This is a genomic window from Amycolatopsis sp. NPDC052450 (assembly GCF_044547565.1).
Lineage (GTDB): Bacteria > Actinomycetota > Actinomycetes > Mycobacteriales > Pseudonocardiaceae > Amycolatopsis.
In genome coordinates, this window is the sequence record NZ_JBIUAQ010000008.1 from 139,882 (window position 1) to 164,086 (window position 24,205).

General features: G+C 68.5%; 25 protein-coding genes. 15 read left to right on the top strand and 10 right to left on the bottom strand.

Annotated features, from left to right (window positions below):
• Positions 1-18: 18 nt before the first annotated feature.
• Entirely contained in the window at positions 19-453 is a 435-nt protein-coding gene (locus ACIHAO_RS16235) for a winged helix-turn-helix transcriptional regulator (RefSeq protein WP_396558482.1), read from the top strand.
• Between the two features lie 72 nt (positions 454-525).
• On the opposite strand, the gene ACIHAO_RS16240 is transcribed toward ACIHAO_RS16235, so the two are convergent.
• Together ACIHAO_RS16240 and ACIHAO_RS16245 are read right to left on the bottom strand one after the other, a co-directional pair.
• Positions 526-1,104 (bottom strand): DUF2867 domain-containing protein, encoded by a 579-nt coding sequence (locus ACIHAO_RS16240; protein ID WP_396558484.1) that lies wholly within the window; start codon positions 1,102-1,104, stop codon positions 526-528.
• The gene (locus ACIHAO_RS16245; RefSeq protein ID WP_125794061.1) at positions 1,101-1,385 is read right to left on the bottom strand and encodes an antibiotic biosynthesis monooxygenase; all 285 of its coding nucleotides are present in this window, start codon (positions 1,383-1,385) and stop codon (positions 1,101-1,103) included. The genes ACIHAO_RS16240 and ACIHAO_RS16245 overlap by 4 nt, the downstream gene beginning before the upstream one ends.
• A 93-nt stretch (positions 1,386-1,478) precedes the next feature.
• Between ACIHAO_RS16245 and ACIHAO_RS16250 the strand changes: the two genes are divergently transcribed.
• The gene (locus ACIHAO_RS16250) at positions 1,479-2,045 is read left to right on the top strand and encodes a TetR/AcrR family transcriptional regulator (protein WP_396558486.1); all 567 of its coding nucleotides are present in this window, start codon (positions 1,479-1,481) and stop codon (positions 2,043-2,045) included.
• Between the two features lie 59 nt (positions 2,046-2,104).
• A complete protein-coding gene (gene pip / locus ACIHAO_RS16255) occupies positions 2,105-3,046 on the top strand; it encodes a prolyl aminopeptidase (RefSeq protein ID WP_396558488.1) in 942 nt (313 codons plus the stop codon).
• A gap of 136 nt (positions 3,047-3,182) precedes the next feature.
• Here pip and ACIHAO_RS16260 read toward each other — a convergent pair whose 3' ends face one another.
• Genes ACIHAO_RS16260 through ACIHAO_RS16270 form a run of 3 tightly spaced genes read right to left on the bottom strand, consistent with a single transcriptional unit; the run spans position 3,183 to position 4,911 of the window.
• The gene (locus tag ACIHAO_RS16260; RefSeq protein ID WP_396558490.1) at positions 3,183-3,329 is read right to left on the bottom strand and encodes a hypothetical protein; all 147 of its coding nucleotides are present in this window, start codon (positions 3,327-3,329) and stop codon (positions 3,183-3,185) included.
• The gene (locus ACIHAO_RS16265; RefSeq protein WP_396558492.1) at positions 3,326-4,549 is read right to left on the bottom strand and encodes a hypothetical protein; all 1,224 of its coding nucleotides are present in this window, start codon (positions 4,547-4,549) and stop codon (positions 3,326-3,328) included. The genes ACIHAO_RS16260 and ACIHAO_RS16265 overlap by 4 nt, the downstream gene beginning before the upstream one ends.
• Positions 4,546-4,911 carry a hypothetical protein gene (locus ACIHAO_RS16270; RefSeq protein WP_396558494.1) on the bottom strand — a complete coding sequence of 122 codons (366 nt, stop codon included), beginning with the start codon at positions 4,909-4,911 and terminating at the stop codon, positions 4,546-4,548. The genes ACIHAO_RS16265 and ACIHAO_RS16270 overlap by 4 nt, the downstream gene beginning before the upstream one ends.
• Positions 4,912-5,022: 111 nt before the next feature.
• On the opposite strand from ACIHAO_RS16270, the gene ACIHAO_RS16275 reads away from it, so the two are divergent.
• The 6 genes from ACIHAO_RS16275 to mptB all read left to right on the top strand — a co-directional run bounded on the left by ACIHAO_RS16275 (position 5,023) and on the right by mptB (position 14,175).
• Entirely contained in the window at positions 5,023-6,813 is a 1,791-nt protein-coding gene (locus tag ACIHAO_RS16275; RefSeq protein WP_396558496.1) for a hypothetical protein, read from the top strand.
• Between the two features lie 291 nt (positions 6,814-7,104).
• Positions 7,105-8,991 (top strand): ABC transporter substrate-binding protein, encoded by a 1,887-nt coding sequence (locus tag ACIHAO_RS16280; protein ID WP_396558498.1) that lies wholly within the window; start codon positions 7,105-7,107, stop codon positions 8,989-8,991.
• A gap of 6 nt (positions 8,992-8,997) precedes the next feature.
• Entirely contained in the window at positions 8,998-10,029 is a 1,032-nt protein-coding gene (locus ACIHAO_RS16285) for an ABC transporter permease (RefSeq protein WP_396558500.1), read from the top strand.
• Complete coding sequence (locus tag ACIHAO_RS16290) at positions 10,026-10,931, top strand: ABC transporter permease (RefSeq protein ID WP_396558502.1); 906 nt, start codon at positions 10,026-10,028, stop codon at positions 10,929-10,931. Before ACIHAO_RS16285 ends, ACIHAO_RS16290 begins: the two co-directional genes overlap by 4 nt.
• The gene (nikE, locus tag ACIHAO_RS16295; protein WP_396558504.1) at positions 10,928-12,598 is read left to right on the top strand and encodes a nickel ABC transporter ATP-binding protein NikE; all 1,671 of its coding nucleotides are present in this window, start codon (positions 10,928-10,930) and stop codon (positions 12,596-12,598) included. Before ACIHAO_RS16290 ends, nikE begins: the two co-directional genes overlap by 4 nt.
• Before the next feature lie 14 nt (positions 12,599-12,612).
• Positions 12,613-14,175 carry a polyprenol phosphomannose-dependent alpha 1,6 mannosyltransferase MptB gene (mptB, locus tag ACIHAO_RS16300; protein ID WP_396558506.1) on the top strand — a complete coding sequence of 521 codons (1,563 nt, stop codon included), beginning with the start codon at positions 12,613-12,615 and terminating at the stop codon, positions 14,173-14,175.
• 223 nt (positions 14,176-14,398) lie between these two features.
• Here mptB and ACIHAO_RS16305 read toward each other — a convergent pair whose 3' ends face one another.
• Genes ACIHAO_RS16305 through ACIHAO_RS16320 form a run of 4 tightly spaced genes read right to left on the bottom strand, consistent with a single transcriptional unit; the run spans position 14,399 to position 18,335 of the window.
• On the bottom strand, positions 14,399-14,815 hold the full coding sequence (locus ACIHAO_RS16305) for a TIGR03668 family PPOX class F420-dependent oxidoreductase (RefSeq protein ID WP_396558508.1): 417 nt from the start codon (positions 14,813-14,815) through the stop codon (positions 14,399-14,401).
• A gap of 20 nt (positions 14,816-14,835) precedes the next feature.
• Positions 14,836-15,462: a class I SAM-dependent methyltransferase gene (locus ACIHAO_RS16310; RefSeq protein ID WP_396558510.1), complete on the bottom strand. Its 627-nt coding sequence runs from the start codon at positions 15,460-15,462 to the stop codon at positions 14,836-14,838.
• A 48-nt stretch (positions 15,463-15,510) separates the two neighbouring features.
• Positions 15,511-16,398 carry an LD-carboxypeptidase gene (locus ACIHAO_RS16315; protein ID WP_396558512.1) on the bottom strand — a complete coding sequence of 296 codons (888 nt, stop codon included), beginning with the start codon at positions 16,396-16,398 and terminating at the stop codon, positions 15,511-15,513.
• Complete coding sequence (locus ACIHAO_RS16320; protein ID WP_396558514.1) at positions 16,395-18,335, bottom strand: S9 family peptidase; 1,941 nt, start codon at positions 18,333-18,335, stop codon at positions 16,395-16,397. The genes ACIHAO_RS16315 and ACIHAO_RS16320 overlap by 4 nt, the downstream gene beginning before the upstream one ends.
• Before the next feature lie 121 nt (positions 18,336-18,456).
• On the opposite strand from ACIHAO_RS16320, the gene ACIHAO_RS16325 reads away from it, so the two are divergent.
• The 6 genes from ACIHAO_RS16325 (at position 18,457) to ACIHAO_RS16350 (ending at position 23,515) form a co-directional block, all read left to right on the top strand.
• Positions 18,457-19,032, top strand: coding sequence for a DUF3090 domain-containing protein (locus tag ACIHAO_RS16325; protein ID WP_396558516.1), 576 nt, complete (start codon positions 18,457-18,459; stop codon positions 19,030-19,032).
• A 4-nt stretch (positions 19,033-19,036) separates the two neighbouring features.
• On the top strand, positions 19,037-19,819 hold the full coding sequence (locus ACIHAO_RS16330; protein ID WP_396558518.1) for an SCO1664 family protein: 783 nt from the start codon (positions 19,037-19,039) through the stop codon (positions 19,817-19,819).
• Positions 19,804-20,703 carry an aminoglycoside phosphotransferase family protein gene (locus tag ACIHAO_RS16335; RefSeq protein WP_396558520.1) on the top strand — a complete coding sequence of 300 codons (900 nt, stop codon included), beginning with the start codon at positions 19,804-19,806 and terminating at the stop codon, positions 20,701-20,703. Before ACIHAO_RS16330 ends, ACIHAO_RS16335 begins: the two co-directional genes overlap by 16 nt.
• A 97-nt stretch (positions 20,704-20,800) precedes the next feature.
• The gene (locus tag ACIHAO_RS16340; RefSeq protein ID WP_396558522.1) at positions 20,801-21,616 is read left to right on the top strand and encodes a DUF3097 domain-containing protein; all 816 of its coding nucleotides are present in this window, start codon (positions 20,801-20,803) and stop codon (positions 21,614-21,616) included.
• Positions 21,617-21,711: 95 nt separating this feature from the next.
• The gene (locus tag ACIHAO_RS16345; RefSeq protein ID WP_125787764.1) at positions 21,712-22,143 is read left to right on the top strand and encodes an NfeD family protein; all 432 of its coding nucleotides are present in this window, start codon (positions 21,712-21,714) and stop codon (positions 22,141-22,143) included.
• A gap of 58 nt (positions 22,144-22,201) precedes the next feature.
• On the top strand, positions 22,202-23,515 hold the full coding sequence (locus tag ACIHAO_RS16350) for an SPFH domain-containing protein (RefSeq protein WP_396558810.1): 1,314 nt from the start codon (positions 22,202-22,204) through the stop codon (positions 23,513-23,515).
• Between the two features lie 312 nt (positions 23,516-23,827).
• On the opposite strand, the gene ACIHAO_RS16355 is transcribed toward ACIHAO_RS16350, so the two are convergent.
• Positions 23,828-24,202 (bottom strand): hypothetical protein, encoded by a 375-nt coding sequence (locus ACIHAO_RS16355; protein ID WP_396558524.1) that lies wholly within the window; start codon positions 24,200-24,202, stop codon positions 23,828-23,830.
• Positions 24,203-24,205: the final 3 nt, after the last annotated feature.

A 24,205-nucleotide genomic window follows, 5' to 3' on the forward strand; every position in this document is an offset into this window, starting at 1 on the left:
TGGGTTTACGCTGGCCGCATGACCGAAAGACCGAGGGACTGCTCGATCGCCAACGCGATGGAGGTGATCGGGGAGCGCTGGAGCCTGCTCGCGCTGCGCGAGGTGTTCTTCGGGGCGCGGCGGTTCGACCAGATCGTCCGCAACACCGGGGCGAGCCGGGACATCCTGACCGCGCGGCTGCGCAAGCTCGTCGAGACGGGAATCCTCGAGAAACGGCTCTACGAGGAGCATCCGCCGCGCTACGAGTACGTGCTCACCGAGGCGGGGCACGCGCTCAACCACGTGCTGCTGAATCTCATGGCGTGGGGCGACCGGTACGTCACGGACGGGCCGCCGCCGACGGTGTGGCGCCATTCGTGCGGTGAGGTCCTCGCGCCGGAGACCGTCTGCGCGCACTGTCAGGAACCAGTGCGGGAGAAGGACATGACGCTGGTACGGAGCAGTCGGCGATGACGCGGTTCGGCTGTCCGTGAAGGCCTCCTTGAGGGACCCAGGGTCCCTCAAGGAGGCCTTCACGGATCTTCGCTAACCGCGGTTCCGCCATTCCCGCGCGATCATCCGCATGAGCGCCGGGTAGATGATCAGGTACCGGAACGGCTTGATGAATCCCATGTACGCCCGGCCGAACAGGCCGTTGGGTTTGACCAGCACCGCCATCTGACCGCGATACCCGCCCTGCCCGTCTTCGACCCAGGCGATGTGCAGGACGCCGTGCATGGTCCCGTTCGCCATTTCGGCGGCGAATTCGTCTTCGAGCCGGTACACCGGGGTGAACGGTGACCAGTCTTCGTCCGGCCCGGTCGGTGTGTCGCGGAGGTCTTCCGGCAGCTTGGCGCGGAGTGATCCCACCCGGGTGTCGAGGCCGGAAGTCCGCTTGTCCAGGCCGAACAGTCCGCCGAGTTTCCAGCGCAGCGCCCACAGCGCCCGGACGGGCAGAGGCGCCCCGTCCGGGAAATCGCCCGACGAGAACTGCTTCACCAGCTTGTCGAAGTCGTCCGGACCACCGGGTGTTTCCAGTGCCCAGACGTCTTCGAGGTCGAAATCCCCGGCGATTTCGTGGATCCGCCAGGAGTGGGTCGTGTGTGCCGTGTTCGCGAGTTTCATGCCGACACCAGCTGGACGATCTCGCGTGGCCGGACTTCGCGGTCGTCGAAGGCGACGTCCACGTCCGCAGAACCCAGAGCTTGCATCGAAGCCGCCTGCGCCGCCTCGGATTCCCACCGCACGATCGAGACCACGGCGTCTCCGGCGGCGGTCACCCAGCATTCGGCGGCGAGGCAGCCCGGAGTGGAGCGCAGGACGGCGGCGACTCGCTGGACGCGCGAGACGAAATCGTCGTGATGATCGGTGTGCGGGTAGTGCGTGGCCACGAATCCGACAGTCATCGTCGTTGTTCCTCCCAGTGAACTTCCGCCATCTATACGGTAGCGTATATATCGTCGTCGTGGTGCCGGAGTGACGGGAGATACGGTGATCGCATGGCCGCCGAAACCCGGACCCCGCCGAGCGCCTGGATCGACGCGGGGCTGCACGCCCTCGCCGCCGGAGGTCCCGGCGCCGTCCGCGTCGAGGCGCTCGCGAAAGCGCTCGGCGTCACGAAAGGCGGGTTCTACGGCCATTTCGCCGATCGGGGCACGCTGCTGGAGGAAATGCTCGCCACCTGGGAGCGGATGAGCACCGACCTGCTGTTCGAGCGCGTCGAGCGCGAAGGCGGCGACGCCAGGGCCAAGATCCGGCGAGCCGGGCTGCTCGCCGGCGACCGGCTGCTGCCGATCGACCTCGCGATCAGGGATTGGGCCCGGCGCGACCAGGCGGTGGCCGAACGGCTCCGGCGGGTCGACAACCAGCGGATGGATTACCTGCGTTCCCTCATGCGCGAGATCTTCGCCGACGAGGACGACGTCGAAGCCCGGTGCCTGCTCGCGTTCTCGCTCCTGATCGGCAAGCACTTCATGGCCGCAGACCACAACGGCCGCACCCGGGACGAGGTCACCGAGCTGGCGGGGGCGTTGCTTCTCGGTGGCGGGCCCGGTCATGACGGCTGAGCACCTACCGTGAGCGTCGTCTCGTCCGTGAACTGCGCTAGGTGTCGGACGATAGGTCCATGTACCCGGAGATCGAGCCCTACGCGTCAGGCCACCTGAACACCGGTGACGGCAACCTCGTGTACTGGGAGGAATGCGGCAACCCTGACGGCAAGCCCGTGGTCTTCCTGCACGGCGGTCCTGGTGGCGGCTGCTCGCCGTCGCACCGCCGGCTGTTCGACCCGTCCGCCTATCGGATCGTCCTGTTCGACCAGCGGGGTTGCGGGCGGTCGTTGCCGCACACCTCCGCGTCGGGCGATCTTTCGTCGAACACGACCTGGCATCTCGTCGAGGACATCGAGCGACTGCGGCGGTCGCTGGGCATCTCGCGGTGGCAGGTGTTCGGTGGGTCGTGGGGATCGACGTTGGCACTGGCGTATGCCGAGAAGCACCCTGAACGCGTGTCGGAATTGGTGCTGCGCGGGGTTTTCACGCTGCGTTCGTCCGAGTTGCGGTGGTACTACCGTGGTGGTGCGGCGAACGTCTTTCCGGACCTGTGGGAGAAATTCATGGCGCCGATCGCGGAGCTCGACGGGGATCCCGTCGAGCTGTACGCGGAGCTGCTCGCCGACCCCGACCCCCGGGTGCACGGGCCGGCCGCTGTCGCGTGGAGTACTTGGGAGGCCGCGACGGGAACGCTGCTTCCCCGGCCCGAGCTGGTGGCGGAGTTCGCCTTGCCGGAATTCGCGCTGGCTTTCGCACGGATCGAGAACCACTATTTCGTGAACAACGGGTGGCTCGAAGAAGGACAGCTGATCCGGGACGCCGCCGCCTTGAAGGACATTCCCGGCGTGATCGTGCAGGGGCGGTACGACCTTGTCACGCCCGTGGTCTCCGCGTGGGACCTGCACAAGGCGTGGCCGGATTCGGAACTGGTGATCGTGCCGGATGCCGCGCACGCGTACGACGAACCCGGCATCCTGGCCGCGTTGCTGGCGGCGACGGATCGGTTCCGTGACTAGGTGCTGACCTGCGGAAAGGGAGCGGGGGACCTTTGGTGTCGCGGGAGGGGGTGTGTGGATATAGGGACGTTGAGTGCACCTATATCCACACGGTCACCGGAGGGGAACCGCGAACCTGACTTGCCCCACCGAGCGGCTAGTCGTCGTCGTCTTCGGGGGTCGTCGGAACCTGTTTGCGCGCGACGTAGATGAGCAGCCCGATGATCACCACGGGACCGACGAAGATGAGGATCTCGTCCCAGCCGCCCTGGTGCATCATCATCACCCGCGCCGAGATGGTCATGAGCCGGACACCAGCGCGATCCCGAGCGCGGTGTAGCCGATCATCAGCGCCAGCATGGGGTACTGGCCCACCTTGACGTAGTTCGCGCGCAGCACGCCGACGGAACGGTCATGCGCCGAGGTTACGGCCAGCACGTGCCCCGCGACGATTCCGGCGATCTGCACCAGCGCGATCACGCCGGTCGAGACGACCGTGTAGTCGATCGCGCGGCCGAAGCCCTGCTGCCCGGAGAACACGGCGAACGAGAAGTAATGCGCGACGGTGTAGCCGACCATGATCGGGATCAGCGACGGCGCGAACGCGGGATACGGGTCGAAACCCCGGCGCAGGTACGGCCTGGTCAGGCTGATCGCGCCCGCGTAGGCGCCGTACGTGAGCGCGATACAGGCCGCGAGCCCGCCGGTGCCCCCGAGGACACCGGCGTCCAGGGACGTCCAGAACGGGAGCCTGGTCAGGCCGTCGAACGCCGTCGAGCCGAGCACCACCAGCACCAGCGCGGTCAACCAGGGCGCGGGGGAGATGGCGACCAGCCCGTCCAGCGGATTCCGGACCACGAGCCGCCCGTCACCGCGTCTGCCGAACGGGGACAAGGCCGCGATCAGGCGCGCGTAGACCTCGAAAGCGTCGCCGCGATCGAACCACCGCGGGCCGTAGACCACGCCGAGAGCAATGTGTATAACGGCATACACGGTGCAGAAAAGAGCGATCGCACGCGGCGAATCCGAGTGCGGGAACACCAGTTCCAGCCAGAGAAACGCCAGGAGGCCGACGATCGCGGGCAGGTAGCCCAGCCGGTCCGGGAGTTCGCGATGTCGCGCGGGGATCAGCGACGCGACCGTCCTCAGTGGATTCAGTCGCCGCCAGACCGGGCCGAAAAGGAGCGAAAGCGGAACCAGTCCCACCCAGAACCAGACGTAGAACCATGCCGGAGCCGGGTTGTCGGCCGAACTGCCGGGACCGGCCCACGCCATCGCGAGGAAACCCGCGAACAGTACGACGCCGATCACGCGTGACGCGACCCGCGAGAACGCGCTGTCGACGAACCGTTGCAGGGGGAGGGGGAGTGCGCGGCCGGAGTCGGCGCCGCGGAGCCTTGGTTCCTTCCAAAACACGGTGAGCGCGAAGAAGGAGACGACGACGGCCGCCGCACCCGCGTAGAGCGCGAGCCACAGCGGCACCGGCAGATCGGACCGGCCGCCGAGACCGTGCGCCAGGATCATCCGCTCACCCGGAGCTTGGTCACCGCCGCGCCGCTCTTGTGCAGTTCCACCTCGAAGATCCCGTCGATGTTCGCGGTGAAGGAGACCATCCCTGGAACCCCGGGGGCCAGCTGGGCGGCCTTGTCGTAACCGTGGACGTGCAGTTCGTCCGCCTGGTCGGAGGTGACCTCGAGCGCGACGTTCTCGCCGGTCCGCACGGCGACCTCCTCCGGGCCCGCCGTGCGCTTGCCCTCGGTGATCGAGAACTTCACGGTCCGAGTGCCGGTGTCCGGCGACGGCTCGGAACCGGTCGATCCCGAACAGCCGGTCACGGCCAGCAGCGCGGCCACGGTGATCCCGCAGATCCCGCCGATCCTCCGCATCGAGGTTCCTCCAAGTCGTACGCCCCGGCTTGCCTGGCCGGAACCATGCCTCTATCGTGTTACCCCAAGGTAACAGTTACTTAGGTTAGCAGGAAGGCGAGAACGGTGTTCATGGCTCAGGAGAGCCCGCCTGCCGGCGGCGCGCAATTCGGGCAGATCGTCATCGCGGGCCTGATGTTCACCGCGGTCTTCCTGCCTTTGGCCCTTTTCGTCCTCCGCGAACGCGCGGGGAAGCGGACCGTCATCGGCCGTGTCGCCGACTGGATGGGTGACTTCAGCGGTCTACCGCGCTGGGCCGCGCTGCCGATGTTCGTCGCGTTCCTCTCCGGGATGTCGGCGCTGATCGGCGTCTATTGGGACGTGCCGATCCACATGGAGCTCGGCCGCGACGAAGGTCCGCTCGCGAACCCGTCGCACTTCCCGATCTACTTCGGGCTGATGGGCATCTTCGCCAGCGGCGTCCTCAGCGCGACGCTGGCGACGAAGGACCTGCCCAAGCGCACGTTCAAGATCGGCCCGCACTGGCGGGCGCCGATGGGGTCCATCCAGATGATGGCGACCGGTCTGGTCGGCATCGCGGGATTCCCGCTCGACGACGTCTGGCATCGGCTGTTCGGCCAGGACGTCACCGAATGGGGGCCGACGCACGTCCTGATGATCGGCGGCGGGGTCTGCGTGGTGCTGGGGCTGCAACTGCTGCTCGGCGAAGCGCGGCAGGTCGGCGCGACCGGACCGGTCGTGCGCCTGCTCGGCCCGGTGCTCGCCGGTGCCTGGATGATGGGTGCTTCGGCGTTCCTCATGGAGTTCGACCTCGGCGTCCCGCAGTTCCCGATGCTGTCGCAGGTCGTGCTCGTCGGCCTGATCGGCGCCTGGACGCTGACCTACGGGCGGCTGTCCTGGGGACCCGGCGGCGCGCTGATCGTCCTCGCGGTCTTCCTCGCCTCCCGTGCTTCGTTCACCGTCATCCCGCTGTTCGCCGATCTGCACGTGGCCTCGTTGCTGCCGTACGTCGCCGAAGCGGTGATCATCGAGGTCGTCGCGCTGGCGATGCGCAGCCGGCAGGGCTACACCTTCGCCGCTGTCGCCGGTCTGCTCGTGGGGACGGCCGGGATGCTCGCCGAGGCGGCGTTCACCCAGTGGCTGATGCCGAACCCTTGGCCGGCGGCCCATTTGCCGTTGTTCGTCCTGTTCGGAACCGGTGCCGCCCTGGCGGGTGCGTTCATCGGTGTCTGGCAATACCAGCGGGTGGAGGAGACGGCGACGCAGGTGCCCGCGGCAGGCCCCCGCCACACCGTCGGGCTCGTCGGCGCGCTGGGCGCGGTCGCCCTGATGTCGGCCGTCGCCGTCCCGCAGGATCCGGACGCCGGATTCACCGCCGACGTCCGGCTGACCGAGGCCGCGGCCGGGCTGCCGATCTCGAACCCGCACGGCGGTGGCACGCCCCGCTGGGTCGACGCGACCGTCACGATCTCCCATCCCGACCTCGCCGACGACGCCGTGTGGCTGAACGGTTTCGCTTGGCAGGGCGGCGACTTCTTCACCGCGCCGCTGGAGAAGATCGGCGACGGGGTGTATCGCACGACCCAGCCGCTGCCGGTGTTCGGTCAGTGGAAGACCGGGATCCGCGTGCACGTCCCGAACCGGGTGATGGGGCTCGCCCCGATCTACGCGCCCGCCGACCCGGCCGCGAACGCACCGGCGATCGACGCGGCGTCCGGTGCCCGCCCGTTCATGTCCGAGATCGAGTTCCTGCAACGGGAACGGAAGTCGGAGACGCCCGCCGTGCTGTGGACCGTCGCGTACGTGACCGTCGGGCTCATCTTCGCCGGCATGTGGGCGCTGTTCGCGTGGCTCTACGCGGCCGCCGCCAGCGCGCGACGGCGTGAGGTCCCGGTCGGCTGACGCCCTCGCAATTCGTCACCTGCTTGCGATGGTTGCGCACGCAACCATCGCAAGCAGGTGACGAATCGCTTTGCTCGCACTTCGTCGCACGTATCGATTGAGCATCATCGGACGCAAGCGTTCTGCAAGCACGCTTCCCTTGAATACCCAGGACACTGCACGTGTCACCGTCTCGCGCGCCGAAACGGTGACTCACCGCAACGTCGGCGAGACGTAAAGTAGCTGTCGACCACGTGACGACATCCGCCGTGCACGATCGGTGTTGGCGAGTCATTGCGCGGTTACCGCGATATGTGGTTACTTTTCCGCCTCGGGGGTTGGGTTACAGCGAGTTTCGATGGGGTGGTCTTCGTGCGCACTGAGCGTTTTCCGAAGCGACTACGCGGTCTTCGCGTAGTCGCGGTCCTTGCCGCTTCGGCGGTCGCGACGGTGCCTTTCGTGCCCGTCGCGGCGGCACAGCAGCAGGGCAAGGTCCTCCGGGTGGCGCTCACGACCGGCATCGACCACCTGAATCCCTTCACCGCCCAGCTGGCGGCGTCGACGCAGGTCGGCCGGTTCAACTACGAGTTCCTCACCCTGCCTTCGGCGGAGGACACCCAGCCCACGGGTGGCATCGCAGAATCCTGGAAGACCTCGGACGACAAGCTCACCTGGACCTTCACCATCCGTCAGGGGATGAAGTGGTCCGACGGCAAGCCGATCACCGCGCAGGACCCCGCGTACACCTTCCAGCGAATGCTCGACGACGAGAACGCGCGCACCGCGAACGGCAGCTACGTCACCAACTTCGCCTCGGTGTCGGCGCCGGACGACAAGACGCTCGTCATCAAGACCAAGGCCCCGCAGTCGACCATGACCTCACTCGACGTCCCGATCGTGCCCAAGCACATCTGGGAGCCGATCAAGGACCTCAACGCCCCCTCGACCGACGAGATGGCCGTCGTCGGCGTCGGCAGCGGACCGTATCTGCTGACCGAGTACAAGAAGAACGAGTTCGTGAAGTTCAAGGCGAACAAGGACTACTGGCGTGGCGCGCCCAAGGTCGACGAACTGCAGCTGCTGCAGTTCAAGGACGCCGAGGCCGCGGTCAACGCGCTGAAGCAGGGCGAGGTCGACGTCATCAACCGGCTCACGCCGACGCAGTTCGACGCGCTCAAGGGCGAGAAGAACATCACCACGAACAAGGCGCCGGGCAGGCGGTACAACGAGCTCATCATCAACTTCGGCGTCAAGAACGTCCTCGACCAGCCGATCGGTGACGGCAACCCGATCCTGAAGGACATCCGTGTCCGCAAGGCGATCGCGCAGGCGATCGACACGGAGACCATCGTCCAGAAGGTGATGAACGGCTACGGCCAGCCCGGCACCGGTGTCGTGCCCGCGATCTACAAGGCCTACAACTGGACCCCGTCCGACGCGGAGAAGACCAAGTTCGACATCGCGGCCGCGAACGCCACCCTCGACCAGGCGGGTTACGCCAAGGGCGCGGACGGCATCCGCGTCGCCCCCGGCGGCGCGAAGCTGCAGTTCCGGCTCGCCGGCCACGCGAACCGGCCGTTCGACCAGCGCACCGCGCAGTTCGTCAGCGGCTGGCTCAAGGACATCGGCATCGCCGTCAAACAGGAACTCGTTTCCGACGACGAGGTGGACGACCGCACCACCGCGGGCAACTACGACCTCGCGATCTCCGGTTACGGCACCTCGCCCGACCCGGACTACGCCCTCAGCCTGAACACCTGCGCCGGTCGTCCGAACGCGGAGGGCAACGGCGGTTCCTCGTCGACGTTCTTCTGCGACCCGCGCTACGAAGAGCTGTACAAGAAGCAGCTGACCGAGTTCGACCCGGCCAAGCGCGCCGAGCTCGTCAAGCAGGCCCAGGCCGTGCTGGCGGGCGAGTACGTCGACGTCGTCCTGGACTACGACAACGTGCTGGAGGCCTACCGCTCGGACAAGTTCGCCTCGTTCACCAAGCAGCCGCAGCCCGACGGCGCGATCCTCGAGCAGTCCGGCTACTGGGGCGTGTACGGCGCCACTCCGGCCGACGCGGTAGCGCCGGCCGCCGAGGAAAGCGGCAACACCGGACTGTGGATCGGCATCGGCGCGGTCGTGCTCGTGGTGCTCGTCGGCGGCGGCGTGCTGCTCGGGCGGCGCGGCAAGTCGGCCGACGACCGGGAGTAGAGCTCGTTGACCGAAGCACTCAGTTCCCTCGACCAGACCCCGGCGCTCGTCGATCCCGACGAGCGCCGGGGCGGGACCGGCACCGCCCGGTTCGTGCTCTCCAAGATCGGCGGCGCGCTGGCGAGTCTCGCGCTCGTCGTCGTGCTGGGGTTCTTCCTGTTCCGGACGCTGCCAGGAGACCCCGTGCGGTTCATGGTCCGCGACCGGCCGACCGACCCGAAGATGATGGCCGAGCTGCGCGAGCAGATGGGCGTGGACAAGCCGCTGCTGCAACAGTTCTGGGACTACGTCGTCGGCCTGCTCCAGGGCGACATGGGGGTCTCGTACCTGCAGCGGCGCCCGGTCTTCGACATGGTCGGCGAGCGGTTGTGGCCGACGATCCTGCTCGTCGGCAGCGCGACCGTACTCGCGGTCATGCTCGGCCTGTGGCTCGGCATCCGCGCCGGCTGGCGCCGGGGGAGCAGGTTCGACAAGGTCCAAACAGGACTCGCGCTGACGCTGTGGTCGGTACCGCAGTTCTGGCTCGGGCTCATGTTGCTGGTGGCCAGCAACGGTCTCTTTCCGAGCCGGGGCATGCATTCCCCGGATGTCGCGCCGGGCTTCTTCAGCGAAGGGCTCGACGTGCTCCACCATCTGGTGCTGCCGTGCGTGACCTTGCTGGTGGTGTTCTACGCGCAGTACATGCTGGTCATGCGGTCGTCCCTGATCGGCGAGATGAATGCGGACTACCTCACCACCGCGCGGGCCAAGGGGCTGCGCGACGACCTCGTCCGCAAGCGGCACGCCGTGCCCAACGCCCTCCTGCCGACGGTGACGCTGGTCTTCATGCAGTTCGGGATGGTCGTCTCGGGTGCCGTCTCGGTGGAGGCCGTGTTCAGCTGGCCGGGGCTCGGGCAGCTGCTCTACGAAGCGCTCCGCGGGCCAGATCTTCCTGTCCTGCAAGGAGTTTTCGTCACCCTCGCGGGTGCGGTGGTGCTGATGAACCTGCTCGCGGAGTTGCTCTACCGCGTGCTCGACCCCAGGGTGCGGACGGCATGACCACAGCGGAAAAACCCGGTTCGATCGTCTGGCGCCGCCGCCGTGAGTCGGTGGCGAAGCGCTGGCACGAGTTCACGACGAACAAGGCGGGCGTCTTCGGACTGGCCTTCCTCGGCCTCATCACGCTGCTGGCCATCCTCGCGCCGGTCATCTCGGACGAATCCGGCCTCGACGTCACCAAGGCCGAAGGCAGTTCGCTGGACCCGCCCAGCGGGGAGTTCTGGCTGGGCACCGACATCGACGGCCGTTCGGTGCTGCTGATGACGTTCTGGGGCGCGCGGATCTCGCTGCTCACCGGCTTCTCGGCGGCGTTCCTCTCGGTGCTGATCGGCACCCTCATCGGGATCGCGGCCGCGCATTTCGGTGTCTGGCTTTCCGGGCTGTTGCTGCGGTTCACGGACTTCTTCCTGGTGCTGCCGTCGCTCGTCCTCGCCGTGGCGCTCGCCTCGGTGCTGGATCAGGGCACGATGACGGTGATCATCGCCATCGGCGTCACCGCCTGGCCCAGCACCGCGCGCCTGGTCCGCGCGCAGACCCTGACGATCGAGGGCCGCCCGTACATCGAGCGCGCGAAAGCACTCGGCGGCGGTCACCTGCACATCGTCGGCAAGCACGTCCTCCCCGGCGTCATGCCGCTCGTGCTGGCCAACACCACGCTCGTCGTGGGCAACGCGGTCATCGCGGACGCGACACTGGCGTTCCTTGGCGTCGGCAACCCGAACACCGTCTCCTGGGGAGCCATGCTGCAGACCGCCTTGAACAACGGCGCGATCAGCAAGGGCGCCTGGTGGAACCTGCTGCCGCCGGGTATCGCGATCGTCGTGGTCGTTCTCGCCTTCACCCTCGTCGGACGCGCGCTGGAGACCGTGCTGAACCCGCGCCTGAAGGGACAGCACTCATGAGCCCCTTGCTGGAACTGAAGAACCTCGGCGTCACCTACGCCACCGGCGGCGGCGAGGTCGCCGCCGTGCGCGGCGTCAGCCTCGTGCTCGAACCCGGCGACACCCTCGGGGTCGCGGGGGAGTCGGGGTCGGGGAAGTCGACCGTCGCGATGAGTGTCCTGAGGTTGCTCCCGCGGTCGGCCAAGGTCAGCGGAGAGATCCTGCTGGACGGCGAAGACGTCACGGCCATGAAGTGGGGCAGGCTGCGCGCGGTGCGCTGGGCCGAGGCCTCGGTCGTGTTCCAGGGCGCGATGCACGCGCTCAACCCGGTCCGCCGGATCGGTGAACAGATCGCCGAGCCGATCCGCCTGCACCCGCCCGGCGGCAAGGCGCTGTCGGACGGCGAGATCAACGCGAAGGTCAAGGAACTGCTCGAACAGGTCGACCTGCCGCCCGGCCGCGCCGGGGCGTACCCGCACGAGCTGTCCGGCGGCCAGAAACAGCGCGTCATGATCGCGATGGCTTTGGCCTGCTCACCGCGGCTGATCATCGCGGACGAGCCGACCACCGCGCTCGACGTCGTCGTCCAGGCACAGGTGCTCGACCTGCTGGGCAGGCTGGTCTCCGAACAGGGGATCGGGCTGATCATGATCAGCCACGACCTGTCGGTGCTCGCCGCGACCTGCCGCCGGATCGCGGTGATGTACGACGGCGAGATCGTCGAGGAACGGCCGAGCGCGGAGCTGATGAGCGCGCCGCGGCACGAGCACAGCAAGGCGCTGGCGGCCGCGTTCCCGACCGTCGGCGACCCGGTGTCGCGGTTCGCGCCCGCCACCAGCACGCCGTTGCCGCCTGAGCCCGAACGCACCGGTGACCAGCCGGCGCTGCTGGAGGCCGAGGACCTGCGCGTCAGCTTCCGCGACCGCACCGGCAAGCGGATCAACGCCGTCGCCGGGGTGAGCCTCCAGGTGCGGAAGGACGAGATCGTCGCACTCGTCGGCCAGTCCGGCTCTGGCAAGACGACACTGGCCAGGACGCTGCTCGGGCTGCAGAAACCCGACTCCGGCGCGGTGCGGTACGCCGGGAAACCGGTCCCGCTCGGCGGCGCCGGACTCAAGGCGTACCGGCGGCAGGTCCAGCTCGTGCTACAGGACCCGACGAGCGCGCTGAACCCGAACCACACGGTGTACGAGGCCGTCGCGGAAGGTCCCCGCATCCACGGAATGGCCGCGAACGAGCACGAGCTCGTCACCAAGGCCCTCGAAGCGGCCGAACTGCGGCCCGCGGAGAAGTTCCTCGACCGGCTCCCGCACGAGCTGTCCGGCGGGCAGCGGCAGCGGGTCGTCATCGCGGGCGCGCTCGCGCTGGACCCCGGCGTGATCGTGGCCGACGAACCGGTGGCCTCGCTCGACGCTTCGGTGCGAGGAGAGATCCTCGCGCTGTTGCTGCGCCTGCGACGTGAGCTGGGTCTCGCCGGGCTCGTGATCACCCACGACCTCGGGCTGGCCTGGAACATCGCCGACCGGGTCGCGGTGATGTATCGCGGTGAACTCGTGGAGGTCGGTACCGTGGAAGAGGTTTTGCTGGACCCGAAACACGACTACACGAAGTCGCTGCTCGCCGCGTTGCCCGGTGGTACGGCGCGGGAAACACCCATTGCCGCGCACTCGCACAGGCGCGGTGTGTAACCTCCAATCTCGAAATGGCGACCACGACAGAACCCCCGCAGACGCCCTCGGCCGGTTCCCTCGGCGAGCGGCTCCGGGTGCCTTCCCGGTTCCCGTACCGCACCATCGCGATGGGAACCATAGGCAGCACGCTGCTGATGCTGGCGGCGCTCGGTGCCGGCGGCATCCTCATCCGTGACCCGATCCTCGGGCACGGACCGTTGTCGTGGATCCGCTACGGCCACGGCCGCATTCTCGCCAACGCGATGCTCTACACGGGCTTCGGGCTGATCATCTGGGCGTGGGTCCGGCTCGGCCGCTACGCACTCGCAGGCCGGATCGGCAGCCGTCCGATCGTGATCGCCGCCGCCTGCTGGATGGCGCCTCTGCTGGTGTCGCCGCCGCTGTTCACCCGCGACGTCTTCTCCTACCTCGCGCAGGGCGCTCAGCTCCTCAACGGGCTCGACCCGTACGCCAACGGCCCGGCCGAGCTGGTCGTGCTGCCGGACGTCGTGCAGAACGTGCACCCGCTGTGGCAGACCACACCCGCGCCGTACGGCCCGCTGTTCCTGCTGGTCGCCAAGGGGATCGTCTCGGTCACCGGCAACGACATGATCGCCGGTGTCATCGCGACCCGGCTGGTCCTGATGATCGGCCTCGTCGGGATGCTGTGGTCGCTGCCGCGGCTGGTCAAGCACCTCGGCGGCAAGCTGCCGATCACCCTGTGGCTCGCCATCGCCAGCCCGATGACGGTCATCCACCTCGTCGGCGGCCCGCACAACGACCTGCTGATGCTGGGCTTCCTCACCGTCGGCGTGCTGGCCGCGCTGGAGCGCAAACACGTCGTCGCGATCGTCCTGGTCACCGTCGGCATGCTGATCAAACCCACCGCGGCGTGGGCGCTGCCGTTCCTGGTCTGGGTGTGGGCGAACCACCTGCCCGGCGACCGGAAGGTGGTCAACTTCTTCCGCGCGGGCGCCGCGTCGGTCGGGATCTTCCTGCCGGTGTTCGTCGCGGGCACGTGGCTGTCGCTCGGCTCGGTCAACCTCGGCTGGCTGACCGGCCTCAAGGCGCCGACGCTGATCGCGAACTGGATGAACTTCCCGACCGGGATCGGCGAGATCTTCTACTCGCTGGTGAACCTGGTGATCGACGTCGAGGTCTCGCCGTTCGTCACCGTGTTCCGGGCGATCGCGATGGTCGGCCTGTTCGTCTTCGCCGGCCGCCAATGGTGGCTCGCCCGCGGCGGCGGCAACCCGGCGATCCACCGGATGGCGATCGTCCTGCTGGCCGGTGCGATCGTCCCGCCGCCTTCGCTGCCGTGGTATCTGACCTGGGGTTTCGTGGTCCTGTCCGCGTTCGAATGGCGCCGCCGGAACCTCGCGGTCGTCGTCGCGGTGTCGGTGTTCGTGACGCTGGTCTACTACCCGACAGGGGAGCAGGCGCTGTACGACTGGTGGTTCATGGCGGGCGTCGTCGCGGCGAGCGTGTACGCGGCCGCGTCGCTGCTGCGGCCGGATCCACTGGGGATCATCTCGGCCTGGCGGGGGAGGCCGGTGGAGCAGTTCCTGCCTGCCGAGGCTCCTCGCTCCTCCTGACTTTCAGTCCGTGAGGGCCTCCTTCACTACCTTCAGGGTAGGGAAGGAGGCCCTCACGGACTTCTGGCAGAGGCGGCCAGTCCGTGAAGGGCCCCTTCACGGACCCAGAGTCCCTCAAGGAGGCCTTCACGGACATGACCCGGCCATAAAAGTGTATAACGACCTATACGGAACGGCGATGCCGTTGTCGCCGCGGAGCGGCAACAACGGCAAAAAGAAAGGCTCAGGAGGCCCGCCACCCACTCCAGGAGTGGACCAGCGTGCTCACCACGGCATGCGGAGCGGGTTGCGCTTCGTACTGCGGATACTTCTCCCGCAACAGCCGCACCGGCAGCGCCTGCTCGTCGGGATCGGTCAGCACCCGGGCGACACCGTCCGCCCGGGCCCACCACAGTCCGGTCCAGTCCTCGGCATAGTGGTCGGTCAGGAAGCTGACCACCGGGTTCTCCGCGATGTTCTTCAGCCGCCGCAACGCCGTGGTGCTCTTCGGCTTGTGATCGATCGCGAACGCGACCGAGTCGCCTTCGAGGACGAACGTCACCGGCACCAGATGCGGCACGCCGTCCGAGCCCGTCGTCGCGAGCCTGGCTATCCGCTCGCCTTCGAACCGTGACCGGGCTTCCGCAGGCGTCATCCGCATGCCGCGACGGTACCCAGGCGCTAGCCCGAGCGTCGCACGCGGAGCACGTTGTCCGAACGAGTTCCGTGCTGCCCTTCCGGCCCCGGGAAATCGTGCGTGATGAGATCCTGCCGCTCCACGGTCCATTCACCGTCGGCCAGCGCCAGCGTTTCGAGGACTTCGGCGGTCGTCGGGAAGTGGACGTCCTTGTGCGGTGGCTCGTCCATCCACGTCGGCCAGCCCGCGTGGCCCGCGACCACCAGGGTGCCGCCCGGGGCGACGGCCTCGGCGGCGCGGCGGAGTGCCTTGTCCCGTTCGCCGTCCACCTCGACGGGGGAGTGGAAGAACTGCGCGGAGACGAGGTCGAAGCGTCCCTCCGGGAACGACTTCGCCAGGTCGTGACGCTCCCAGACGATGCCTTCGACGCCAGCCGCGGTCGCATGGCCGGCGGCACGTTCGAGCGCGACCTCCGAGATGTCGACGGCGGTGACGCGCCAACCCTGCTGGGCGAGCCAGATGGCGTCGCCGCCTTCGCCGCAGCCGAGATCGAGTGCCGTGCCCGGCGTGAGCGAGGCGACCTCGTTCACCAGGATCGGGTTCGCCTTACCGCTCCAGACCTGCTCTTTGTCGCGGTAGAAGTCTTCCCAGAACTGTTGTGTGGAATCCATGTCCGAAAGATGCCTCCGGTTCGACCGAACACGCAAGTTCCGTTGCCGTTATGGCAAAACTCGGAGGGTGCCCGCGTCCGCGTCGAGAGTGGCCCGCGCACCGAGGGGGATGGTCGGCGACGCGGGGACGTGCCCGACGCCGAATTCCCAGGCCATGGGCACGCCGAGGGGGCCGAGCCGGTCGAGCATCAGGGCTCGGATCGCGTCGGGCTCACCGCAGGACTTCCACGAACCCAGCACGAAGCCGCGGACGCCGTCGAGCCAGCCGGAACGCAGCAGCTGGGTGAGCATCCGATCGATCCGGTACAGGCTCTCGGTGACGTCTTCCAGCACCACGATCGCGTCGCGCGCCGAGCCTTGTTCCGGAGTGCCGAGGCTCGAGGTCAGCAGGGCGAGGTTGCCGCCGACGAGTGTGCCGGTCGCGGTGCCCGGCACCAGCGGTGACGACGTCGGCGACGCGATCGTCCGCACGGATTCCGGCTCGAACAACGAAAGCCGCAGGTGTTCGGCGGCGACCGCGTCGAACAGGGTGGTCGCGGGCATGGGTGAGAACAGCGTCTCCAGTCCCAAGTGGACGTTCACGGCCAGGTGCAGCGCCGTCACGTCGCTCGACCCGGCGAACATCTTGGGCCCGGCCGCCCGCAGCGCCGTCCAGTCGACGAGGTCGAGCATCCGCTGTGAGCCGTAGCCGCCGCGGGCGGCGAGGACGCAGGTCACCCCGGGGTCCAGCCAGGCGCGGGTGAACTCGGCGGCGCGTGCCTCGTCGGAGGCCGACAGGTAGCCGGTGGACGCCGCGCGGACGCACTCGCCGACGTGGACTTCGACGCCCCAGCCGCGGAGGACCGGCAGCGCCTTCTCGATCAGATCCGCCGGGACCGGACCCGCCGGGGCGACCAAGGCGATCGTGTCGCCCGGCCGCGTCTTCGCCGGCCTCATCGGCTCAGCCGGAGCTTCGGCACGCCGGGCGTCGCGAAGCCGAAGACCTGACCGTAGAACGACAACTCCGCTTCGAGCGCGGCCACGATCGTCTCCGCCTTCCGGAAACCGTGCTGCTCGCCCTCGAACCTCAGATAGGCGTGCTCGATGCCGCGTCCCGCCAGCCCGGCCACGAACCGATCCGCCTGCTCCGGCGGGCAGATCTCGTCCTCCAGGCCCTGCAAGAACAACAACGGGCCGGCGAGGGTGCCCGCGTTGTTGATCGGCGACCGGTCCCGGTAGCGCTGTGCGCATTCCGGCAGCGGCCCGACCAGCCCGTCGAGGTAGCGGGACTCGAAGTCGTGCGTCTCGCCGCCGTCACCGGTCCACTGGCCGAGATCGAGGATCGGGTACATCACGGTGCCCGCGCGGTAGGTCGCCGTGGTGGTCAGCGAGGCGGCGGCGGTGTACCCGCCGGCGCTGCCGCCGCGGATCGCCAGCCTGTCGCCGTCGACGGTGCCTTCGGCGGCGAGGGTTTCGGCGACGGTGACACAGTCCGCGACGTCGACGACGCCCCACTGTTCCCGCAGCCGTTCGCGGTAGGCGCGGCCGTATCCGGTCGAGCCGCCGTAGTTCACCGTGACGACGGCGATCCCGCGGCTGGTGAAGTACGCGATCTCGTAGTCGAGCACCGCGCTGTCCCGGCCGGTCGGCCCGCCGTGCGGGTACACGAACAGCGGCGGACGTTCGCCGTCCGGCGCGGCGAAGTCGGCGTTCGCGGGCAGATAGACGAAAGCCGGGATCTGGTCGCCGTCGTCGGTCTTGAAGATCCGCTCCACGGGCGTCGACAGGTAGGCGGGCGACGGCGGTTCGGGCGCCGACGCGAGTTCGGTGACCGTCCCGGCTTCCAGATCGACCTTCACGACGGTGCCTTCGCGGGCGGGGCCTGCCGCGACGCCGACCACGCGGCCTTCGTGGACGGCGAAACCGTTGGTGGACCACGCGGTGAGGTCGGCGGCGGCCGCCACCGGGGTCACTTGCCGCGTCGTCTCGTCGAGGACGGCGAGCTTCCCGGAGGCGATGACGGCGAACCTGCCGTCCCCGAGCGGCGTGAACCAGCGTGCGCCGAGTTTCCACTGCGCACCGCCGATCTCCTGCTCCGACGGCGCGAGGTTCGTGATGGCGCCGTCGAGTCCGACGCGGTGCAGATTCCACCAGCCGTCCGGGTCGAGCAGGGCCAGCAGGCTGTCCGCCGTCTCCCATTCGACCTGGCAGACGGCGATGTCCGCCGCGCCGGCGAGGACGCGATGGGGCCCGAAGGTCCCGTCCTCGCGGAGTTCGGCGACGCACAGTTCCGTGCCGTCCCAAGGCATCGCGGGATGGTTCCAGCCGATCCACGCCGCACGCGTGCCGTCGGGGGAGAGCTGCGGCGCGGTGAGGAAGTGGTGACTGGCCGTCAACACCCGCTCCGGGCCGCCGTCGAGAGGAACGGCGATGAGGTCGCGGGCGATGTCCACGCGCCGGGGACCGGTGCTGCGTTCGCGCACCAGCCACACTTCGCCGGTCCGGCCGGGCCGGAGGTCGCTGTAGCGGATCTGGTGCGGCGTGGCCGGTTCCGGGGTGAGCGGGGTCGTCTCGCCGGTGGTCAGGTCGCGGCGGTAGACGCGCTGATCGGCCCAGTGGGTGAAGATCAGGTCGTCGCCGAGGACGAGCCAGGGGCGGCCGCCGTACTCGTGGACCCGGTTCCGGACGTTCCATGGAGCGGGAAGGACGTCTTCGACCGTGCCGTCGGCGCGGGACCTCACGAGGGTCACGCGGCCGCCCTCACCGGTTCTCGCTTCGGCCCACCACACCTCGTTTCCCGCCGTTCCGAGCCATTGCGCGCTGACTCCCGAGGCCGCGACGTCGGCGGCCGACAGGGGAGACGTCCAGGTGCCGTAAGGGGCGATCTCAACCACAGGGGAAGACTAGGTTCGTCCCTTTGCCGATGACGGCCCGGGGCGCGGCGGTTTCGCCCTTGGCTGAACCTTGGGGCGGCGGATGCCGATCATGGGGCCGTGGCCTAGGGTCAAAGGTGCCATGTCTCGCGTAATCCACGTCTTCCGCCAGCCCGACCGGTTCGTCGCAGGAACCGTCGGTGAGCCCGGCGACCGCACGTTCTACCTCCAGGCGTCCGAAGACGTCCGCACGATCAGTGTGACGATCGAAAAACAGCAGGTCGTGGTCCTGGCCGAAAGGCTCGGCTCGCTGCTGGAAGAGGTCGCCAGCCGGTTCGGCGCGGACGTACCCGACGACGCGCCCGACGAGCTCCTCGACGTCGGCCCCCTCACGGTTCCGGTCGAGGAGGAGTTCCGCGTCGGCACCATGGGTCTCGGCTGGGACGCGGAGAGCAGCGCCGTCGTCATCGAGCTGCTCGCGATGACGGAAGGCGAGGTGGACGAAACGGTCGTTCTGGACGACACCGAAGAAGGCCCGGACGCCGTCCGTGTCTTCCTGAGCCCTGGCGCGGCGCGCGCTTTCGCGGAGCGAGCGGACCGGGTGGTCAACGCCGGTCGCAAGCCGTGCCCGCTGTGTGCCGAACCGCTCGACCCGGCGGGCCACATCTGCCCGCGGCAGAACGGGTACCGGCGCGACGTCGACGTCCTCGAGGACTGACCGGGTGACGGAGACTTCGCGGGAGCTGGTGACGCGCGGCAAGATCGACGTCGAAGGCAGGCTCGTCGACGCCTCCAACGTCACGCTCTTCTGCACGATCGAACTCGACGGCGTCACCGGCAACGTCGTGTACAAACCGGTGTCCGGTGAGCGGCCGTTGTGGGACTTCCCGGACGGGACGCTCGCCGGCCGCGAGGTCGCGACGGCCATGGTCGCCGAAGCCTCCGGGCTCGGCGCGATCCCGCCAACTGTGCTGCGCGACGGGCCGTTCGGGCCCGGCATGGTGCAGCTGTGGATCGAGACCACCGACGAGGAACTGGTCGACGTCCGCTCCCCGGACAACCTGCCGGACGACTGGCGTGTCGTGCTGCACGCACACGATCGCGACGGTGAACCCGCGGTGCTCGCGCACGCGGACCGGCAGGGGATGCGGGAACTCGCCCTGCTCGACATCGTGGTCAACAACACCGACCGCAAGGGCGGTCACGTGCTCGCCGGTGCCGACGGCCGGATCTACGGCGTCGACCACGGCATCTGCCTGCACACCGACCCGAAGCTGAGGACGGTGCTCTGGGGCTGGATCGGTGAGCGGCTGACCGAGGCCGAGGTCGGCAGGCTTCGTGGTCTGCGCGAGCGGCTGGACGGCGAACTCGGCGACGCGCTCGGCGAGCACCTCACCGGTTTCGAGATCCGCGCGCTGGCCGAGCGCACCGACCTGCTCCTGGCGGAGGGTGTCTTCCCGGAGCCCGGCGACGACTGGCGCGCCATCCCGTGGCCGCTGTTCTGAAGGTGCTGGACGATCAGGCCCGCGCACGCCTGATCGAGCGATTCGGTGACGACGTCACGACCTGGTGCGACGAACTGCCCGCGCTCGTGGCGCGGCTGGCGGCGCGATGGGGGCTCACCGTCGTCGACGCGAAGCCGGGCAACACCGGCCGGACCCTGATCTGTGCCGGGGAAGACGGCGTCAAGAAGGTCCTCAAACTCACCCCGGATCACACGATCGCCGAGTCCGAGGCCGCCGCGCTCCGCGCGTGGGACGGCTGTTCGCGGGTCGTACAGGTGCTTGCCACCGAACTCGCCGACGGGGCGATCCTGCTCGAGGGCATCGATCCCGGCACGCAGTTGCTGGAGGCGGGGGTGAACGTGCGGTGGGCGGAGGTCGGCGATCTGCTGACCCAGATCCATGCGGTGACTCCGCCATCAGGCTTCTCGACGCTGGAAGACCGGGTCGCCTTCATGTACGGCCTCGCCGAGCGAGGGCTGCGCGGATCGGTGGCCGAGTCCACGTTGTCGCTGGAGACGCTCGATCGCGCCCGGCTGCGGGCGCTGGCTCTCGCGACGGCTGGGGGAGAGACCGCGATCGTGCACGGCGACCTGCATCCGGGCAACGTCCTCGACGGCGGGCCCGGACGGGGCGCGGTCGCGATCGATCCGCGGCCGAGCGTCGGTGACCCGTCTTTCGATCTGGCGGACTGGGTCACGCTGCCGATGAAAGAAGGGGGCACGCTCGAAGACGGCTTCGACGCGATCGCCCCGCACCTTCCCGGATTCGACGCGGGCCGAGTGCGCGCGTGGTGTGTCGCACTCGCGCCGCTGTTCGTGATGCGCCCGCTCGAACGGGGTGAGCGGACCCCGTTCGTCGAAGCGATGCTGTCATTCTGCCGGTGAACCCGAGTCCGCGATCGACGTCGGCAGGGCAGCGGATGGCCGCCCGACCGGCGTGGCGGGGAGACGCCGGCCGCGTGCCCCGATAGCGTCGATCGCCGTGCGCTCCCATTCGTACGACGACGTGCTGTCCGGTCCGCGCAAGCGGAAGATCCCCGAGGTGCCCGCCGAACCCGGGCTCGTGGTCGAAGACCCGGCCAGCGGCTACTGCGGTGCCGTGGTGAAGATCGAGTACGGCAACGTCGTCCTCGAAGACCGGCACGGCAAGCACCGCGTGTTCCCGCTGAACCCCGCGGGTTTCCTGCTCGAAGGCAAACCGGTCACGCTGGTGCCCGCGAAGGCGGCCCCGAAGACTCCGGCCAGGCGGATCTCCGCGTCCGGGTCGGTCCAGGTCCAAGGGCTCAAGGCCCGGGTCGCCCGCGATTCGCGCATCTGGGTGGAGGGCAAGCACGACGCCGAACTCGTCGAACGGGTCTGGGGACACGACCTGCGGGTCGAGGGCGTGGTGGTGGAACCACTCGATGGTGTGGACGTGCTCGCCGATCGCATCGACGAATTCGGCACCGGAACCGGCAGGCGCCTCGGTGTGCTGGTGGACCATCTGGTCGCGGGCAGCAAGGAATCCCGGATCGTCGACGGAATCCGCGACGAGAACGTGCTGATCACCGGGCATCCGTACATCGACATCTGGGAGGCCGTGAAACCCGCGGTCGTCGGCATCCGCGGCTGGCCGAAGATCCCGCGTGGCACGGAGTGGAAACAGGGTGTCTGCGACGCGCTCGGCTGGGGCGAGCCGTGGGAGGGCTGGCAGCGCGTCCTGGCGGCGGTCGGCAGCTACCGGGATTTGGAGACGCCGCTGATCGGAGCGGTGGAGCGGCTCATCGACTTCGTCTCCGACCCGGGCGATGAGTCCTGAATGACCGGTTTGCGCGAGGTCACTCAAGGTCACGCGTCGGTCACGTCGGTTTCGCTTCTTCGGTATGAATCGGCGCGATCTGGGAGCATGAACGCATGACAGGCGCTCTCATCTGGCTGATCGCCGGGATCCTCTTGATCATCGCCGAGCTGCTCTCGGGTGACCTGTTCCTGCTCATGGTCGGCGCGGGAGCCCTGTTCGGGGCAGGCTCCGCCGCACTGACCGGGAACCCGTTCATCGACGTCGCGGTGTTCGCCGTCGCCTCGGTCGGGATGCTCGCCCTCGTCCGGCCCGCCCTCAAACGCCGGTTCCTCGCGGGGCCGGACATCAAGACCAACACCGACGCGCTGATCGGCGCGCGAGCGGTAGTAGTGTCCACAGTGGACGTCGAAGCCGGGCAGGTGAAGCTGGCGGGTGACGTCTGGTCGGCCCGGGCCATGACCGAAGGGGAACCGATCGCCCCGGGGACATCGGTGACGGTCGTCGAGATCTCGGGCGCCACGGCGGTCGTCTCCGCCGAGCTGTGAGCCGGACGGCCGAACAGCAAAGGGTTTCTACGTAAGGGGAAGGTAGTTGTCAGAAACAGTGGTGTTCATCGTCGTCGGATTGCTCGCGTTGTTCGTGGTCGTCGTCGTGGTCAAGGCGATCATGGTGGTGCCGCAGGCGCAGTCCGCTGTGATCGAACGGCTGGGCCGGTTCCGGACGGTGGCTTCTCCCGGCCTGACGTTTCTGGTGCCCTTCCTGGACAAGGTGCGGGCGCGGATCGACCTCCGCGAGCAGGTCGTCTCGTTCCCGCCCCAGCCCGTGATCACCGAGGACAACCTGACCGTGTCGATCGACACGGTCGTGTACTTCCAGGTGACCGACTCGCGCGCGGCGGTCTACGAGATCTCGAACTACATCGTCGGTGTCGAGCAGCTGACCACCACGACACTGCGTAACGTCGTCGGTGGCATGAGCCTCGAGCAGACGCTGACCTCGCGTGACTCGATCAACAGCCAGCTTCGCGGGGTGCTCGACGAGGCCACCGGCCGCTGGGGCATCCGCGTCGCCCGCGTCGAGCTGAAGGCGATCGACCCGCCGCCCTCCATCCAGGACTCGATGGAGAAGCAGATGCGTGCCGACCGTGAGAAGCGCGCGATGATCCTGACCGCCGAAGGTCAGCGTGAATCGGCGATCAAGACCGCGGAAGGTCAGAAGCAGAGCCAGATCCTCGCGGCCGAAGGTGCCAAGCAGGCCGCGATCCTGGGCGCGGAGGCCGAGCGGCAATCGCGGATCCTGCGGGCGCAGGGTGAACGTGCCGCCCGGTACCTTCAGGCGCAGGGTCAGGCGAAGGCCATCGAGAAGGTCTTCGCGGCGATCAAGGCCGGGCGTCCCACACCCGAGGTCTTGGCGTACCAGTACCTGCAGACCCTGCCGCAGCTGGCGCAGGGCGACGCGAACAAGGTCTGGATGATCCCGAGCGACTACGGCAAGGCCCTGGAAGGCTTCGCCCGCGCGCTCGGCGCCCCCGGCGACGACGGCGTGTTCCGCTACGAACCGCCGAAGGAAGACCCGGTCGAGAAGCCGGACCTGGAAGACGAAGAGGTCCAGGGCTGGTTCGACACCTCCAGCGACCCGAAGGTCGCCGAGGCCGTCGCGGCCGCGGAAGCCGTGGCACGCAAGGAAGTTCCGGCGCTGGGTGTCGCGACGCCGCGACAGGAGCCGCCCGCTCCGCGTCAGGTCGCTCCCGAGCCGGAGGCCGCATCGGAGCCTCAGGTTCCGCCGCCCTCCCGGTTGCCGCAGCCGCAGCCGCCCGCCGGACCGCAGGGTGGTCCGTACCAGGGGCCGCCGTCGCAGGGGCCGTTCCCGCAACAGGGCCCGTTCGGTGGGCCGCAGGGCGGTCCGCCGCAGCACTGAGTCAGGTGAAGGAAGAGGGCCGTCCCGATCGGGGGCGGCCCTCTTCGTTTGCCTTTGGGGTTTTCGGGCAGTGTGTGGAGAGGGCCTTAGGTCCGGTCCGTGAAGGCCTCCTTGAGGGACCCTGGGTCCCTCAAGGAGGCCTTCACGGACTTGATAATCGCCACGTTCGCGCCACAGGCACCAGCGGTCACAGAGGCTGCGTGTGAAGGCCCCTTCCCGAGTACATGCTCGGGGATTTGGGCATCGTGCAGGCGGGTAATTCGGTTGGTCCACTGCTTGGGCGACAGGCTATCTGTCGCGCAGTGCGACTTGTCAGGCTTTAAAGCTGACGTGGGGTTCGGCCGTGGAGAAAATCCGAACGTGACCCCAATCTCCAGCGACTTCGTAGTAGCCGTTGTGGTGTTGGAAGCTGTCGATGTTGCCGAGGTCTTCCTCGCCGGTGGCGTCGCGGTAGGTCTGGGTTGATCGCGTGACCCAGTCGGTTTTCGTCGCGCCAGGGATGGTGAGCACGGCGTCCACGTAGCAGTGCTGCTCGTCGGCCTGCGGCTCGTGGTAGCGCGGATGCGCGGGAGTGAGGACAAGGTCCAGCTTGAAGGCCAGGAAGACGGGGGTTTCGTCGATAGCGAGGACGTAGCTGTCTTCGAGGAAGACGTGCGCGAGCTCGGCGAAGTCGGTGTAGTTCTTCATGCG